This window comes from Colwellia psychrerythraea 34H (genome assembly GCF_000012325.1).
Classification (GTDB): Bacteria; Pseudomonadota; Gammaproteobacteria; order Enterobacterales; family Alteromonadaceae; genus Colwellia; species Colwellia psychrerythraea_A.
Window position 1 is genome coordinate 3,174,542 of sequence record NC_003910.7, and the last position, 15,182, is coordinate 3,189,723.

At 38.3% G+C, this 15,182-nt stretch carries 15 protein-coding genes; 5 read left to right on the top strand and 10 right to left on the bottom strand.

Going from position 1 to position 15,182, the window contains the following annotated elements; translation table 11 throughout:
- Positions 1–255 precede the first annotated feature (255 nt).
- The 3 genes from CPS_RS13605 (at position 256) to CPS_RS13615 (ending at position 3,604) form a co-directional block, all read left to right on the top strand.
- On the top strand, positions 256–1,017 hold the full coding sequence (locus CPS_RS13605) for a nuclear transport factor 2 family protein (protein WP_011043826.1): 762 nt from the start codon (positions 256–258) through the stop codon (positions 1,015–1,017).
- A 388-nt stretch (positions 1,018–1,405) separates the two neighbouring features.
- A complete protein-coding gene (locus CPS_RS13610) occupies positions 1,406–2,938 on the top strand; it encodes a phospholipase D family protein (RefSeq protein WP_011043827.1) in 1,533 nt (510 codons plus the stop codon).
- A 453-nt stretch (positions 2,939–3,391) separates the two neighbouring features.
- Positions 3,392–3,604: a DUF2913 family protein gene (locus CPS_RS13615; RefSeq protein WP_011043829.1), complete on the top strand. Its 213-nt coding sequence runs from the start codon at positions 3,392–3,394 to the stop codon at positions 3,602–3,604.
- Here the strand turns inward: CPS_RS13615 and CPS_RS13620 are convergent.
- Genes CPS_RS13620 through tatA form a run of 4 tightly spaced genes read right to left on the bottom strand, consistent with a single transcriptional unit; the run spans position 3,594 to position 6,479 of the window.
- Positions 3,594–5,177, bottom strand: a complete 1,584-nt coding sequence (locus CPS_RS13620; RefSeq protein ID WP_011043830.1) for a methyl-accepting chemotaxis protein — start codon at positions 5,175–5,177, stop codon at positions 3,594–3,596. The two genes, CPS_RS13615 and CPS_RS13620, sit on opposite strands and share 11 nt — an antisense overlap.
- Positions 5,170–5,928 carry a twin-arginine translocase subunit TatC gene (tatC, locus tag CPS_RS13625; RefSeq protein ID WP_011043831.1) on the bottom strand — a complete coding sequence of 253 codons (759 nt, stop codon included), beginning with the start codon at positions 5,926–5,928 and terminating at the stop codon, positions 5,170–5,172. Before tatC ends, CPS_RS13620 begins: the two co-directional genes overlap by 8 nt.
- Positions 5,928–6,236, bottom strand: a complete 309-nt coding sequence (gene tatB, locus CPS_RS13630) for a Sec-independent protein translocase protein TatB (RefSeq protein WP_011043832.1) — start codon at positions 6,234–6,236, stop codon at positions 5,928–5,930. Before tatB ends, tatC begins: the two co-directional genes overlap by 1 nt.
- Positions 6,237–6,239: 3 nt before the next feature.
- Positions 6,240–6,479, bottom strand: a complete 240-nt coding sequence (gene tatA, locus CPS_RS13635; RefSeq protein ID WP_011043833.1) for a twin-arginine translocase TatA/TatE family subunit — start codon at positions 6,477–6,479, stop codon at positions 6,240–6,242.
- Between the two features lie 743 nt (positions 6,480–7,222).
- On the opposite strand from tatA, the gene CPS_RS13640 reads away from it, so the two are divergent.
- Both CPS_RS13640 and CPS_RS13645 read left to right on the top strand, forming a co-directional pair.
- Positions 7,223–8,422 (top strand): porin, encoded by a 1,200-nt coding sequence (locus CPS_RS13640; RefSeq protein ID WP_011043834.1) that lies wholly within the window; start codon positions 7,223–7,225, stop codon positions 8,420–8,422.
- Between the two features lie 182 nt (positions 8,423–8,604).
- Entirely contained in the window at positions 8,605–9,162 is a 558-nt protein-coding gene (locus tag CPS_RS13645) for a YbhB/YbcL family Raf kinase inhibitor-like protein (RefSeq protein WP_011043835.1), read from the top strand.
- Positions 9,163–9,371: 209 nt separating this feature from the next.
- On the opposite strand, the gene CPS_RS13650 is transcribed toward CPS_RS13645, so the two are convergent.
- The 6 genes from CPS_RS13650 to CPS_RS13675 form a co-directional block, all read right to left on the bottom strand.
- Entirely contained in the window at positions 9,372–11,348 is a 1,977-nt protein-coding gene (locus CPS_RS13650; RefSeq protein ID WP_011043836.1) for a sigma-54-dependent Fis family transcriptional regulator, read from the bottom strand.
- Between the two features lie 72 nt (positions 11,349–11,420).
- Positions 11,421–12,146, bottom strand: coding sequence for a lipoyl protein ligase domain-containing protein (locus CPS_RS13655; RefSeq protein ID WP_101154976.1), 726 nt, complete (start codon positions 12,144–12,146; stop codon positions 11,421–11,423).
- Positions 12,139–12,834 (bottom strand): 2-oxo acid dehydrogenase subunit E2, encoded by a 696-nt coding sequence (locus CPS_RS13660; RefSeq protein ID WP_041737026.1) that lies wholly within the window; start codon positions 12,832–12,834, stop codon positions 12,139–12,141. The genes CPS_RS13655 and CPS_RS13660 overlap by 8 nt, the downstream gene beginning before the upstream one ends.
- The gene (locus tag CPS_RS13665) at positions 12,835–13,068 is read right to left on the bottom strand and encodes a biotin/lipoyl-containing protein (protein ID WP_041737028.1); all 234 of its coding nucleotides are present in this window, start codon (positions 13,066–13,068) and stop codon (positions 12,835–12,837) included.
- The gene (locus CPS_RS13670; RefSeq protein WP_011043838.1) at positions 13,069–14,085 is read right to left on the bottom strand and encodes an alpha-ketoacid dehydrogenase subunit beta; all 1,017 of its coding nucleotides are present in this window, start codon (positions 14,083–14,085) and stop codon (positions 13,069–13,071) included.
- A gap of 26 nt (positions 14,086–14,111) precedes the next feature.
- Positions 14,112–15,098 (bottom strand): thiamine pyrophosphate-dependent dehydrogenase E1 component subunit alpha, encoded by a 987-nt coding sequence (locus tag CPS_RS13675; protein ID WP_011043839.1) that lies wholly within the window; start codon positions 15,096–15,098, stop codon positions 14,112–14,114.
- Positions 15,099–15,182 lie beyond the last annotated feature (84 nt).

Here is a 15,182-nt window from a genome sequence, read left to right on the forward strand (position 1 = left end):
CTCTTATTTTTATTTCAACGTCTAAAAATAGTAGTAAAGTAATTAGATAAAAGCCACTTGTAGTGCTGATATTCATACAGAGTGGGGTTGTATAGGTGACTGCTGCTATTAAATACTTTGCAATGTGGTCAGTCAATTGTGATGCTATTAAACGATTACTTTGATACCAAAACTGACATTATTTCTCATCAAGAGTCTAGTTATGGCCATTTTTAGTTATGATTAAGTATATATACATATTATTGAGGTCCACTAATGCTGTCGAATAAAAACAAAATTAGAAAGCTGCTTAACGGCATAGAGACTGGCGATCCAGATGCTGCATTAGTGGTAAATGAACAGAAGTACATCCAGCATAATCCGCATACAAAAGAAGGAAACATTGGGTTAGCAGAGCTATTTAAACAAATAGCAAAGACTGGGCCACGCGTAAATATGATCCGAGTATTTGAAGATAAAGATTTTGTCTTTGCACATATGGAGTATCATTTTTCTACTTTAAAAGTAGCATTTGAAGTATTCCGCTTTGAGGATGGTTTCGCTGTAGAGCATTGGGATAATATGCAACTCATGCAAAAGGTTAATGCTTCCGGTAGAAGCATGTTGGATGGTTATCTAATAACAGAAGATCATGATCTCACTGAGTTTAATCGGAGCAGAGTTTCTTTATTTGCAAATGAGATTTTAATTAAACGAAAATTGGATCTATTAATAGATTTTGTATGTGATGATAATTTTATCCAACACAGTCCATTACTTGCTGATGGTATATCTGCTTTGCGCTCAACGCTAAGCGCCACATCGAAGCAAAAATACAAAATAACATATTCTAAAATTCATCGAGTCTTAGCTGAAGGAAACTTTGTTTTAAGTGTAAGTGAAGGGCTAATGGATGAAAAGCACTGTTCATTCTATGATTTATATCGTATCGAAAAGGGAAAAATTGTTGAACATTGGGATACTATTGAACCAATCCCACCTCGTACAGAATGGAAAAATGATAATGGGAAGTTTTAATCTGTTTACAACGATTACTTAGGTCATAATTAAGGTCAAAATCGAAGTAAAACTTTATTAAGCTACCTACTTCAAAGTACCAAATAAAATATTTTTTAGACCCTATTCACTAAGCACTAAGGCACTAACATTGCCATTCTGACTCGACGACGCCAATGTAGCCAAAGAAAATATCGTTTAAATAATTAAAATAGTTTGAGAACCAAGGTAACGAAATAGTTGTTTAAATAACAAAGTGTTATTATCCTTCATACGCACTTCATATGCTTTAGTTTTAGAGAGTAGACTGGTAAGTCTATAGCTCGTTCTAGCTACAATGAAGTTAAATAAGAAAATCAGTTGATTGAATCACAATTTGTTTTTCAACGTTAACAAGGAAATGTAAAGAATGCCTGCGCTCCAACGTCTTCATGTAATCATCATTTTAATCGCCACTCTCTCTGGTTGTGCCTCACTCCCCGAGGAGATCAAGCATCCGGTTGAGCCACTAGCGCCACAATTAACGAGCACATTGTCTACATTAACTGACTCTTTTCAGCCTGAGCAGTCGACACAAGAAGAGAGCGCCATTCTGTTGCAGGACAATGGCTGGGATGCATTGGCTCAGCGGTTGGCTCTGATTGAAACAGCTGAGCAAAGTATCGATGTACAGTATTACATTTGGAACGCAGATGCTTCGGGACTCTACTTGGCAAACCGCTTGATAGCGGCTGCCGATCGCGGTGTTAAAGTACGCGTAATGCTGGATGATTTCAACCTAAGCGAACGGGAGAGTTTTCTAGCAGCACTTGATCTTCATCCTCAAATAGAAATCCGAATATTTAACCCTATTCCCAGTCGTCGCGGGGTAGTAAAGTGGCTAAATTTACTCAGTGATTTTTCTCGTCTAAATCGCCGTATGCACAATAAATCGTTCACCGTCGACGGCGTTCTGTCTATTGTAGGGGGCCGTAATATTGGCGACGAATATTTTGATCTTTCCGATGAAATAAATTTTCGTGACCGTGATGTACTCGTTATGGGCACCGTGGTAACTGATATCCAAGCTAGCTTTGTCAATTACTGGAACAGTGGTTGGTCTTACCCTATTAATTTGCTTGCTGATAAAGTCTCATCAGATCTAGCGGTACTAGATAAAGTGCCGGCTCCTCATTACAAACACTACCCCGCTTTGCCAGCAGGAAATAAGAGTGCTAAGAGCTTTTTAAAGGATATGATGGACGAGATGACTTGGGTGCAAGCACGGTTTATTTCTGATCGACCTGTCCCTGTCGATGTAGACAATACTAATGAACCCAAAGCTACTGCTAAATTATTGGCCGAGTTAGCTAACCAATCAGACCAAGAGATCTTATTAGAATCCGCCTATCTAATCTTTGATGATCGCCAACTAAAAGCACTACAGATGTTAACTGACAATGGAGTGCAGATAAAAGCATTGACCAATTCAATGGCCTCTAATGACCTAGTTACTAATCATTCGGGTTACGCAGGTAGACGTGAAGATATGCTTGACCACGGTATACAGTTGTACGAATTGAAACCCGAGACTACTCTGTGTGAAGAGTCGACTAGAGACTTATCTAAATGTGCACCAACAGCGGCCTACGGTCTTCATGCAAAATCGGCTGTTTATGACAGGCGAGTGACTAGTATCGGCTCTTTTAACTTCAATTTACGCTCAACCTACCTCAATACAGAGTCCATTCTAGTGATTGACAATAAGCGAGTAGCTGAAATGCTTGCTGACGATATTGAGCAGGCGATGAACGAAGATAACAGTTGGCGTCTGAATCTATATGAAGGAAAAGTCCGTTGGTATTCCGGTGAAAAATCCTGGAATAGCGAACCAGAAACAGTTCTAGGCGAACGAGTCAAATCAAGTTTATTACAATTATTACCGATAGAGAAATACTTGTGAAGCGAGTTATAAAGCTAACTAGCTAAAGCCCTCAAGGAGTGAATGACAACTATCGTTCATTCCTTGAGGACAACTGCTAAAATTGTGATTATTTAACTTCGATGTAATCATCTAGTCTCCTCGTTTTATCAAACCATTCTTGATCCGCTAGTATAAAAATCACGCTTCATAAACCTGCAATACATACGAACCACCATCTAATTCAATACCTGATATTCCATTGTTTGTTAAAACGTATGGTCGGCAGACAAAGGCGTGTTCCGTAAAGGTAGGAGTAAATCTACCCATTAAAAAATAAACATGAGAAGAATTGTACTCACTAGATTGCATACTCGTTTTGAAAAAATTAATATTTATATATTTATCAGTTGGTTAGTTAAACGTGAACATTGGCTTGATATTCGCTTAAGTGAGGTTTATCTCATTAATCAATAGCCAGAAAAACCGAAATCAATGAAAGAACTACAATTTAATAAATCAACCGATCTCTATAATTTGATTTTAGGTGGTTTGATCGCACTAACCTCAGAGCAACATATCGGCAAAGTTACTTATCGATCTGTCAGTGAAAATATCTTTTTAGGGAAATGGCTAAAAAAAGCCAAGCAGCAAAAACGCTATCCAAGATCTATAGCACTACTGCTAATTTTCACCTTTAAGCTTTAAAACCAATTCTAAAGCCCCCCCAATGTTTACCTTGAATGAAAATTGGTGCGGAAACATCGTGCATTATCTCACCAGTATCGCGTTTGTAAGTTTGTAATAAAAAGCTATCTATGTTTTTAGCACAACGAATACCTGTGGCATCATTAAACATGCGTTTAGTGCGATTATTGGCTACATCCAATGTAGGGTTACCAGTTAAAGGTTTAGAAAAACACTTGTTATGAGTGGGGAAATATCCATTGATGTCAACAGCACCAGCATAGATCATATCGTTAAATTCTTGCAATAAAGGATCTTGAATTCTCGGTAATACTCTATCAGTAAAGCTGTCAAAACTAGTCGAGAATTTTGCTGGTTCCGTATTGCCAATTGTTTGATAATTAAAGTCGAATAGCTGCTGCATTGTAATGCTTTTATCAATAATACTCTTTTCAAATAACTTACCCACTTTATCTGCGGCAAGTTGTGCTTGATTACACATTGACGTAATTAGGGTTTTACTGTCGAACACAGATAGCTGGACAAATATTGATTCTGTACTGGTTGATAAACTCGAAGCTTGAATTGAAACTTGTTGAGTTTCTTTGCTTTTGTCTATTAGAAAATCATGTAAGTTGACCACCGAGGTTGATATTTCAGCAGCCGCTAGGTCTTGCTCTTGAAGTGCATGACTTATTTGATCGCTTGCGCCTGAAGAGTCTGACATCAGTTGGTCTATCTGTTCAAATGACAATGACAAGTCTGTCATTGTGGTGACTACACTGTTCGTTTGTTGGACAATTTCTAACATAACCGCTGTGGTTTCACTGGTTTCATCGCCCATTTGTTTTAACATGTCGCCAATCTGACTGGTAGCATCTGCCGTTTTTGCTGCTAAAGATCTTACTTCATCAGCAACAACAGCAAAACCTCTACCATGCTCTCCAGCACGTGCGGCTTCAATGGCAGCATTGAGTGCCAGCAAATTTGTTTGTGAAGAAATAGCATCAATAACATCAGTAATACTTTGAATTTCTAGTGCTTTTTTTTCAAGAAATTGTATTTTAACTGAGGCATTATTTACTGCCATGCTCAACTGGTTTACTATTTTTATATTGGTCGTTAATTGCTGATGGCTTGATGAACTGGCTAGCATTGCTTGGTTTGATTGCTCTGAGGCAATAGCAGCATTATCATTGATTTGTTTGCTATTGACAGACATTTGCTCAGCAGCCGTAGCAAGCCGGTCAACATCTTCACTTGATTTTACAATGGCACTGCTAAGTTGCTCTAAAAAAAAGCTGACCTCGGCGGAGTTAATAGCAAGCTCACTCGCTTTACTTCCTATTTTCTCACCAACATTTGCAAGGTTGCTATGTTCTTCGTTGGCATTTATATAGGAGAGATTAAGCAGCGTTGTCGAAGTGGCTAGTTTATGAGTAAGAGAAGCCACACTTATAAAAACGGCGGCGCCAGAGGCGGCAGTGGTAATTATTATTGAATTAAATATTTGCTGGCTAATAAAACTTATCAGTGAAATTATGCCCACAATTATTGTGGCAATAAATATAGGTTTAATGACTTTATTATTCATTATTTTCTTCCTCGGCGTGTTCATCGTCACTTTTCGTATAATAAATTGAGGAAATAAAAACGCCAAACTCAAATAGCAAAAGCATAGGTATCGCTAATAAGGTTTGAGAAATGATATCTGGCGGTGTTAATAACATCGCAATAACAAAAGATCCAACAGCAACATAGGGTCTTTTTTCTCGTAAGCTCTTCGGAGTCGTAAAACCTGTCCAACATAATAAGATAATCACAATAGGGATTTCAAATACGATGCCAAAAGCAAAAAACAGCTTTAAAACAAAATCAAGATAGCTACTAATGTCAGTAGCAATATTTACTCCTTCGGGTGCAACAGAAGTAAAAAATGCAAAAACAATCGGAAAGACCACGTAATACGCAAAAGAAATACCGCCATAAAAAAGAAAGCTACTCCCAAGCATTAAGGGGCCCATTAATTTTTTTTCATTGCGATATAAGCCCGGTGCGATAAACGACCATATTTGAAATAATATGTAAGGCATACTGATGAAGATAGCTAAAACGATAGTCAATTTAAAAGGAGCAAAAAATGATGAAGCAACACCTGTTGCAATCATTTGCCCGCTCTCAGGCATAACGGCCAATAAAGGCAAGGAAACATACGCATAAATATCATTAGCAAAGTAGATCATCGAACAAAAAAATACTAAAACAGACAAGACAGCTTTAAGTAACCTAGATCTTAATTCAATTAAATGGTCGAATAATAGGTGTTGGTTAGTTGAAGAACTCATTAATTATTATTTTCTTTTTTGTTAGGATGATAAACAGACTCAGCCGCGTCTTTTAACGTGTTCAAAGACTCGGTAACTTCCGGTGACAAGTTTTGTAAATTAAGCCCTTCCACTTTTTTTAAATTATCATTAAGTTCTTTAATATTTAACTCCCCCGTTAATTCCGTTTTCACGCTATTACTGAAACTTTTGATGTCGCTGATCCAACCGCGAATAGTACGTACTGCCACGGGGAGGCGCTCTGGTCCTAGAACAACTAAGCCAATGATTGAAACTAACAAGAGCTCAAAAAAACCTATATCAAACATCAGTTATGCTTTATCTTTTTCTTTTACATCGACTTCAACTCTTGCTTCAGTGTTTGAGGTGTCTGCTAACACATCATTTTTTGATTCGGTTCTATCTTCGTCATCGACATCGGTTATTGCTTTTTTAAAACCTTTAATAGATGAACCTAAGTCAGCTCCTAAATTTTTTAATTTTTTAGTGCCAAATAATAAAACGACAATCACTGCAATCATCACTAATTGCCAAATACTGATACCACCCATAAAAAATCCTATATTTAAAATAAACCCACGATAAGGTCAGAGCAAGAAATGCACCAGTTGCCAAAAAATCCTATTAAATAATATGATTGTGTAGTTTTATCAAGTGGTTAGTGTTTTGTTATGGCTGTTGGTCTAACGTTAACGTTATTAACGACGATACCAGCTATGAATACAGCAACTTCATGAGTCTGTACTCGTGATCTAGTATATTCATTGCCCTCAGAGGATATACGATAGAATAGTCAAAGCATTAATCCATTAGTAGAACAGTGAGACATGTGTTCCATCGCAATAAAGAGATATAAAGGGTTGAAGTATTGGTGGTGTTTAAAACAAGATGAACTTCTTGGACAATATCTAGGGGATAAACCAACAGGTGTATACCCAAGCTCCCTCAAGGTGAGATTCGACTAGAATTAGAAGCCGATAAATTCATCCCATTAGTTAAATTATACAGTTCATATTCACCTCTGTTTTTCACATAGATCCAGGTGTATCACTCTCAGGTTATTAATACCTATTTAAACTATAAACTCATTAAAAATTTAGCCAAAATGTATTTTTATTTGTATATAAAAATACATTATTAGTAATGTAATCCTCTGAAATTAAAGTTAATTTTTATTTTTACTTGTTTTTTTTTATTGTTGTTCAGTTTGAATTGGCACGAAATACGCTATATCCCCGATGACGCAATAAAAAATATAACGCGTTAAAAACTAATTAACTTACTAGGGGTTTACATGAAAAATAAATTACTTAACATCACAAAATACTCTGCTTTAACGGTAGCTATGTTATCAAGCACTGCACAAGCTATTAGCTTTAGCGAAGGTGACTGGACTATGGATATCAATGGTATAATCGGAGGGTATTACACTCAAACTGAATGTAAACTAGATGCCAACCCATCGGCATGGAGTACGTTTTCAGCATGTGCAGGGTCCGAAGACGGTCAAGAGACAGCATCAATACAGAATGGCTTTTTACCCGGTTGGATTAACTTTATTGCAACCACCACGACAGATAGTGGCCTTGATATTAAGGCACACTTTGGCTTCTCACCAGGTACATCTAACCCAGCTACTTCAGGTGGTCAAGCAGCACGTTTCGCCGGTGCAGTAGCCGTTAATGATGTGCGTAATCTCTATTTAAGCGTAACATCAGATATGGGTACATTAAAGATAGGTCGTGATGCAGCAATCTTTCAAGTAGATGCCACATTTTCAGATATAACGGTTCCTAGTGTTGGTACTCAAGCAAATACAGCTGGCGGTCTAAATACGACATTTGGTGCGGTAGCTACTGGTTATACTTTTATGTCATTTCAGCCTCAAATTTCTTATTCAAGTCCTGTTGTGAATGGGCTTCAAGGTAATATTGGCTTATTTCAACCTCTAGCTATACAGGCAAATTTTGATGCTCCAATTTATAATGTAACTGACAGTCCTCAGATTCAAGGTTCTGTAACTTATAGTATTGAAGGCGGCAGTAAACTTTGGGCTTCATTTGTTACTCAAGAAGCAGAGATGTCGGAGGCTCTTGGTGGAAAATCGATGAGAGCAAAAGGCTATGAGCTAGGCGGAAAATTAGTGTTAGGTGATTTTACTGCTAACTTGTCAGGATTCAAAGGGGATGCACTAGGTGATGGTGTTATGTTCCTTGGTGCACTCGATGCTGCAGGTGAAGCAGTTGAAACTTCAGGTTATCTTGCTAATGTTGCCTACAAATTTGGCGCAAATAAATTGTCTGCACAATATGGTATAACTGAAAATGATGATATTGATGGAGCAAAGAATGAAAGCTTCACTTTACTTTATGCTCGAGATGTATCACCAGGTTTGTTGTGGACGGTGGAATACACCGCTCATACTACCTCTCAAACTGGGTTTGGGGATGCAGAAGCTAATACTGTCAGTACAGGCATGGTTTTATTCTTTTAATTTCGTCAATAGATTAAGTTAGTTTATTTAGAGTTAAAAAGTAATACTGTGATAGCGATACGGCTTAATTTTAAGGCTGTATCGCTAAATTGTCTTGACGTTGATACACAGGTAATTGGAATGAAAAACAGTAGGTAATAAATTAATTACAAAAAACAATTACAAAAATCACAAGGATTATTATGCATCATCAACTTAAACTTCTACCCGTTTTATTACTTATCGTCTCAACTCACCTATTTTCTGCCTCTCTTACGTTATCCAGCGAGGATATCGCTCAAGGAGAGTTTATGCCTAAAGCACAGGAATACAATGGGTTTGGTTGTTCCGGTGGCGATTTTTCGCCACACCTTAAATGGTCAAACGCGCCAAAAGGCACAAAAAGTTATGCTATTACCGCCTACGATGCAGATGCCCCCACAGGTAGTGGTTGGTGGCATTGGCAAGTTGTTAATATCCCAATAACCGTAATGGAAATATCAACGGACGCTGGCAATACGAAAACCAATAGTGCACCAACGGGTAGTAAACAAATACAAAATGATTTTGGCAGTAGAGGTTTCGGTGGTGCGTGTCCACCTAAAGGTCATGGCGTACATCACTACCGCTTTACTGTATATGCGCTTTCTGTCGATAAACTTGAATTATCAGCAGATGCTTCTGGCGCATTAGCGGGCTACATGATAAATGCACACACGATAGAGTCCAGTACGATAGAAGCTTTGTACAAACGAGACTAGCCAAACAATAAGCGGCAAGCTGACAGCTTATTTCTCGGTTGAGCTTTTCTTCGTATTCTATACTCCACAGTATCAATGGCTTTATGGTAAAGATGTTATCGAAAGGAGTAAGCCCTGCAATCGCTTAACAAGGCTTGATATTAATTAGTCTGTTGTTGGTTACGAAAAATAATAACAGGCTGTTAAGCTCTGTTAAAACGTAAGGTGTTCTAGATTGTATTATCTGTACTATCTACATCTGAATTATTGGGAGAAACAATACTGTACTTTTTCATTTTTCGATAAAGTGTTGCTCTACCAATTGCTAACTGTTTCGCCGTTTCAGTTGCATTCCAATTATTGTGTCTCAAGGTGTCTAATATCTTTTGCCCTTGTTCAGGCAAAATTTCAGCATGCTGTATGTGTGTCCCCTCATTTTCGTTGAAAATAAATGGGGTACAATCAAATACATATTCAGGTAAATGTTCAGGTGTGATGGTATTATCATCGCACAGAGTACTGGCGTAACTGATGACATTTTTTAATTCACGGATATTACCTGGCCAAGAATATTCAGCGAGTATTTGCATTGCCTCTTTCGATAAACCAATTTTCGACTCACTGCTAACAAGACATGATACTAAATAGTGCAGATCTTGACGATCACGTAATGCGGGTAAATTAATTGTTGCACCATTTAGACGATGATATAAATCGGCTCTGAAGGTAGACTGTTCCGAATCAATTTGTGGTGAGATATCTTGATGAGTAGCGCTAATAAGACGAAAGTCTACAGCAATTGCTTGATCAGAACCTACGGGTGTCACTACTTTTTCTGCCAATACTCTTAATAATCGAGTTTGCAGGGTAGCGGGCATATCTCCGATTTCGTCTAAAAATAACGTTCCTTTATCCGCGGCGAGAATGAGTCCCGTTTTACCTTTGCTGCTCGCACCGGTAAAACTTCCCGCTTTATAACCAAACAACTCACTTTCAATGAGAGAATCAGGCAGAGCCGCACAATTAACAGCTATAAACGGTCCTTTACGACGATTACTACACAGATGAATAGCATTAGCCAAGACTTCTTTGCCAGTCCCTGTTTCACCTTGGATCAACATATTAATATCAGTTGGAGAAAATTTATTGAGCAGCAATTTTACTTTCTGCATCACGGGATCGGATCCCGCAATTTTGTCAATTTCTGCGGCAATCGGCTTTGTGTTGTCTTGCTTAATTGAGCTAGTTTGGTTTAACACCGTATTTCTGATTTTAATGCGTGGTGGTTGGAAATTGCAATAAAATGCAATGCCCGTGTTTTTCGATTTGATAATAATCTGTGCAGAAGAGTTGTTAAGACCTGCTCCTAATTGAAATAACGAAGTGATATCAAATCCAGTGAGTAACTGTGATCTGATGTCATTAATTCCAAGTTCTCTCGCAATAATTGTTCGAGCATTTTGATTCGCCGCAATCACTACATTGTTACTATCCAAAGCAATTAAATTTGGACAATAAGTATTCAGAGCACTAATGTTTATATCGAATTTTAAAATTGTGGAATTGCTATAATAATTTAAAAAATTAGCGGCCTCAATAAGTCCAGCATGCATCTGTACCAATTTAAGCAACAAGTGTTGACTCGTTTTTTCTTTTGGTGAAGAAAGCGCTGAGACATCAAGTACAGCCAATAGCTGACCATTATGATCTAAAATAGGTGAGGCAGAGCAAGTTAACGTTGTATTTACGATGTCAAAATGATCTTGTTGGTGAATTGTTAGCGGAACAAGCTCGTTGATAATTGTACCGACTGCGCAGGTTCCAGCATGACGTTCATTCCAGTCAGCACCCAAATATAACCCTGCGTTTCTTAAGTCTTTGGTTAAGCGATTATTACCAATAAAATCAACCGTAACAGCGTTTTTATCACAAAGTAAAACAACATAATCTAATGCTTCTACTTGTGAGTATAAATTTTCCATCCCCTCTCTTGCCGTAATGATAAATTCTTCCATAGGGGAGGTATGATTTTGCAATTCAGACTGGGTAAGAACGCGTGAACCATGTCGGCCCAAAGGGTCAAGCTTAAAGGTTTGAATACAGCGTTTCCATGAACTAGTGACTAAGTTTTTTTCTGAATCTAACTCATTACTCTCAATTGATCTATAAACATTAGATAGATGTTCATCAATGATGGAAGTTCTCATTTTATTTCCTTAATATATTACGCATCCTTGTCTTTGTTATTTAGCTTATCCTTACTATATACCTATAACAGTTCATATAATAGCCAGGTAATTATCAATCACAGATTGTGCAGACTGATGAAGGTCGTTTGCCAGCTTGTTATAATTCACGTTAGCATCTCCGTTGTGCTCTGTTAGTGATGTCATAGCCTCTCGACTAAAAACCTCAGAATGACCAGATTGCCGGTAACATTGATTTACGGCATCGACTAAGTTGGTAATTTTGGGGTTGATTAGAATAAAGGCATGGGCTAAAACACCAACTTTTCTATTACTATTAACAGCACTCGTTCTGCGCATTTTCTGCGCAGTTCCAATAAATTTTTTATTATTTATAGATAAATTAAAAGCGCCATTACAATAAGCGCCCTTGACCTCACCTGTTTCAGCACTGACCCCATAATTGGATAACCATAGTTCCAAAATATCGATCAATAATTGATAGCTTTTCGTCGTTGAAAATTCTACTTCATTAGGCCATGGGTAGACCATGCTTAGATTAAACACGCCTGGCGCTTGAGGAACCGGTGAACCACCGGTTTTTCGTTGTTCTATTTGCCAACCAAGTTTTGCCATATGAGTAGTTAATTGTGGTGTGGCTAGCCACTTATTTGATGCTGGGAGCACCATTACATTTTCTACTGGCTCCCAAATAAGAAAACGAGGCGTTTGATCGATAAGCACTTTAGCTAAAGCCTGTTTTTCCCACTCTAGCGCTTGAGTTGCAGATATCGACATTAACGCCATCGGATTAGGCAAGGATAATCTCCTCTATATGAGTACAGATATCCGATAAAAAATTAGCGGCCGGCGAACCATCTATTGCTCGATGATCTATCGTTAATGAGAGTCCCATCATTTTAACCGCTTCAAACTCACCTTTAGCATTAGGTTTTACACATTCGCTGGTCGCACCTAAGCCTAAGATAGCGATTTGAGGGGCGTTTAAAATGGGCGTAAAGTGTTTAACTCTGGTTAATCCTAAATTCGTGACTGTAATCGTTCCTCCCATATAATCATTTGGTTTAAGTTCATTTTGTTTGGCTTTTTTAGTGGCGTTATGTCGAGCTTGTTGTAATTCACTTACGGTTAAATTTTGAGCTGAAAAAATAGTTGGTGTCACCAAGATATTTTGATCCAAACTTAGCGCAAAAGACAAATTGATATCACGATAATAAACAATGTTGTTATCTTCAACTTTAGCGTTCAGATCCATATGTTTTATAAGTGTTTCAATCACCACATAATGCAACAAATCTTGTATTGATACATTTTCTCCTTGTTCCGATAATTGTCGTTTTAAATGCAGTAAAGGCGAAATATTGGCTTCTGCATGTAAAGTAAGCTGCGCGCTAGTCTGTAAGCTTTGCTGCATTTTTTTTGCGATTGCTCCCCTAACACCACGCAATGGCACAGTGTAGGTTGAATCATTGATAGATTGTTCCATTTAAGATACCTCTGCTATTACGCTTCCTTTATTCACGACATCGTCTTCTTCACTGATAATGGATATTATACCGTCACAGGTTGAATTGATTTCGTACTGAATCTTCTCGACCATCACTTCTGCCACTAACTGTCCTGTAGACACTTCACTGTCGTTATCTACAAGCCAAGCGGTAATAACAGCTTCTTCATCTTCTTCCCATAAATCCATAGGCACTATTATTGACTGAGTCATTTATTTACTCTCCATCATGTTTAAACATACATTAATTATTTTTTCGGTGGACGGCAGCGCCCATTGTTCCATTGGTCTACTAAACGGGATCGGAATGTCTGGGAAAGTGATACGACATGGTGGTGTTTTAAGCATCTTATGATCATGTTCAGTCACTGAAGCTATAATTTCTCCACTAACACCAAAACTATGATAATCCTCATCAACAACCAATAGTCGTCCCGTCTTTTTAACGGATGCGATAATATGTTCTCGGTCTAACGGCACCAATGAACAAAGATCGACAACTTCGATACTGATATTTTGTTTCTCTAGTTCTTGTGCTGCTTTTAATGCATGATGCACCCCGATCCCAAGACTCACAATGCTGATATCTGCGCCTTCAACGACCGTTCTTGCTTTACCAATTTCTAATTCATAGTTCTCTTCAGGCACCTGATTAATTGCCGCGGGCTCATTTCCTAGCCAACCCATACCTTGTAATCCTTTGTGGAACAAATAAATAACAGGACTGTTGTCACGAATCGCAGCTGTCATTAAGCCTTTTGCATCATAAGCATTACTGGGTGCAACAACCTTCATACCGGGTAAATGGGCAAAAGTACCATAAAGACACTGGGAGTGTTGCCCACCATCACTATAACCTGCACCAGTGGAAGCCATTATCACCATTGGGACGTGTGAATTACCGCCTGAGAAATAGATGTTTTTTGCCATCATGTTGTATATGGCATCAAAGCAAACACCAAAAAAATCAACAAACATTAATTCAACTACTGGGCGCATGCCATCCATTGCAGCGCCGACTCCAGCACCGATAAAGGCGGTTTCTGAAATCGGTGTATCACGAACCCGTTCCCCACCAAATTCATCATACAAGCCTCGAGTATTTCCAAATACTCCACCAAGTTGCGCAATATCTTCGCCCATGATGAAGACTTTGGGATCCGCGCGCATTTCTTGAGCTAGCGATTCTGCCATAGCACGCGCAATAGTTAGTTTTTTAGTTGCAGACATATTAAGTCTCCTGTAGATAATTATTATTAAGCGAACACATGCAGCATGGCTTCTTCTGGTTGTGGATATTCACTGTCACGGGCGAAGGTAATAGCTTGTTCAACTATTTGTTGTGTTTCTTCAACAAGTACTAAATCATCATCTAGCGTGATAACTTTTGCATCAATTAACTTTTGACGATAAGTAGGAATAGGATCTTCTTTGACGAGTTTGTCTTTCTCGCCCTTTGGACGATAATCTTCAGCATCGCCCATGAAATGTCCTGCCAAACGGGATGTTTTTATTTCAATTAAGCTTGGACCTTCACCACGTCGTGCTCGCTCAATCGCTTCTTTAGTGGCACTGAATATTTTGTCGGGGCAATTATCTTCAATATGAATACCTGGCATGTCATATGAGGCAGCACGAATACTATTTTTTTCAACTGCCGTCGACGTTGATTTCGCAACTGATATGCCCCAATCATTGTCTTCGATAATAAAAATAACAGGTAATTTCCACACTGAAGCTAAATTAAGCGTTTCATGAAAAGCGCCCTGATTTGCCGCACCTTCACCAATATAAGAAATAGCGATGCCCGATTTTTTTTGTAATTTTCGAGATAAAGCTGCGCCAACTGCTGGTCCCATACCTTGTGCGATAATGCCCGAACAAGCGAAATTAACATCGTTATCAAATAAGTGCATATGACCACCTCGCCCACCACTTAATCCTGTTTTTTTACCAAATATTTCGGCCATCATCTTATTAAGATCAACTCCTTTGGCGACTGCAATATGATGAGGTCGATGGGTTGCGGTAACGACATCTTCAGCCTTTAAATGAGCGCATACGCCAACGGCACATGGCTCTTGACCATTTGAAAGGTGCATCTCTCCGGGAATAGGACCATTGGCCATATTAAAAACAGGCTTCTTCCCCTCCATATAAATACTTTCAATACGTTCTTCCATATAACGGCTAATCAACATATTGCGATACATCCAGATACGCTGTGATTCTGTGGGTAACATTTTTTTCTCCTAAAATAAAAATGTGGTGTTCTTGTCTTTTAAACCTAAATGCATGGGAAAATACATAAATTACGGTGCAAAAAC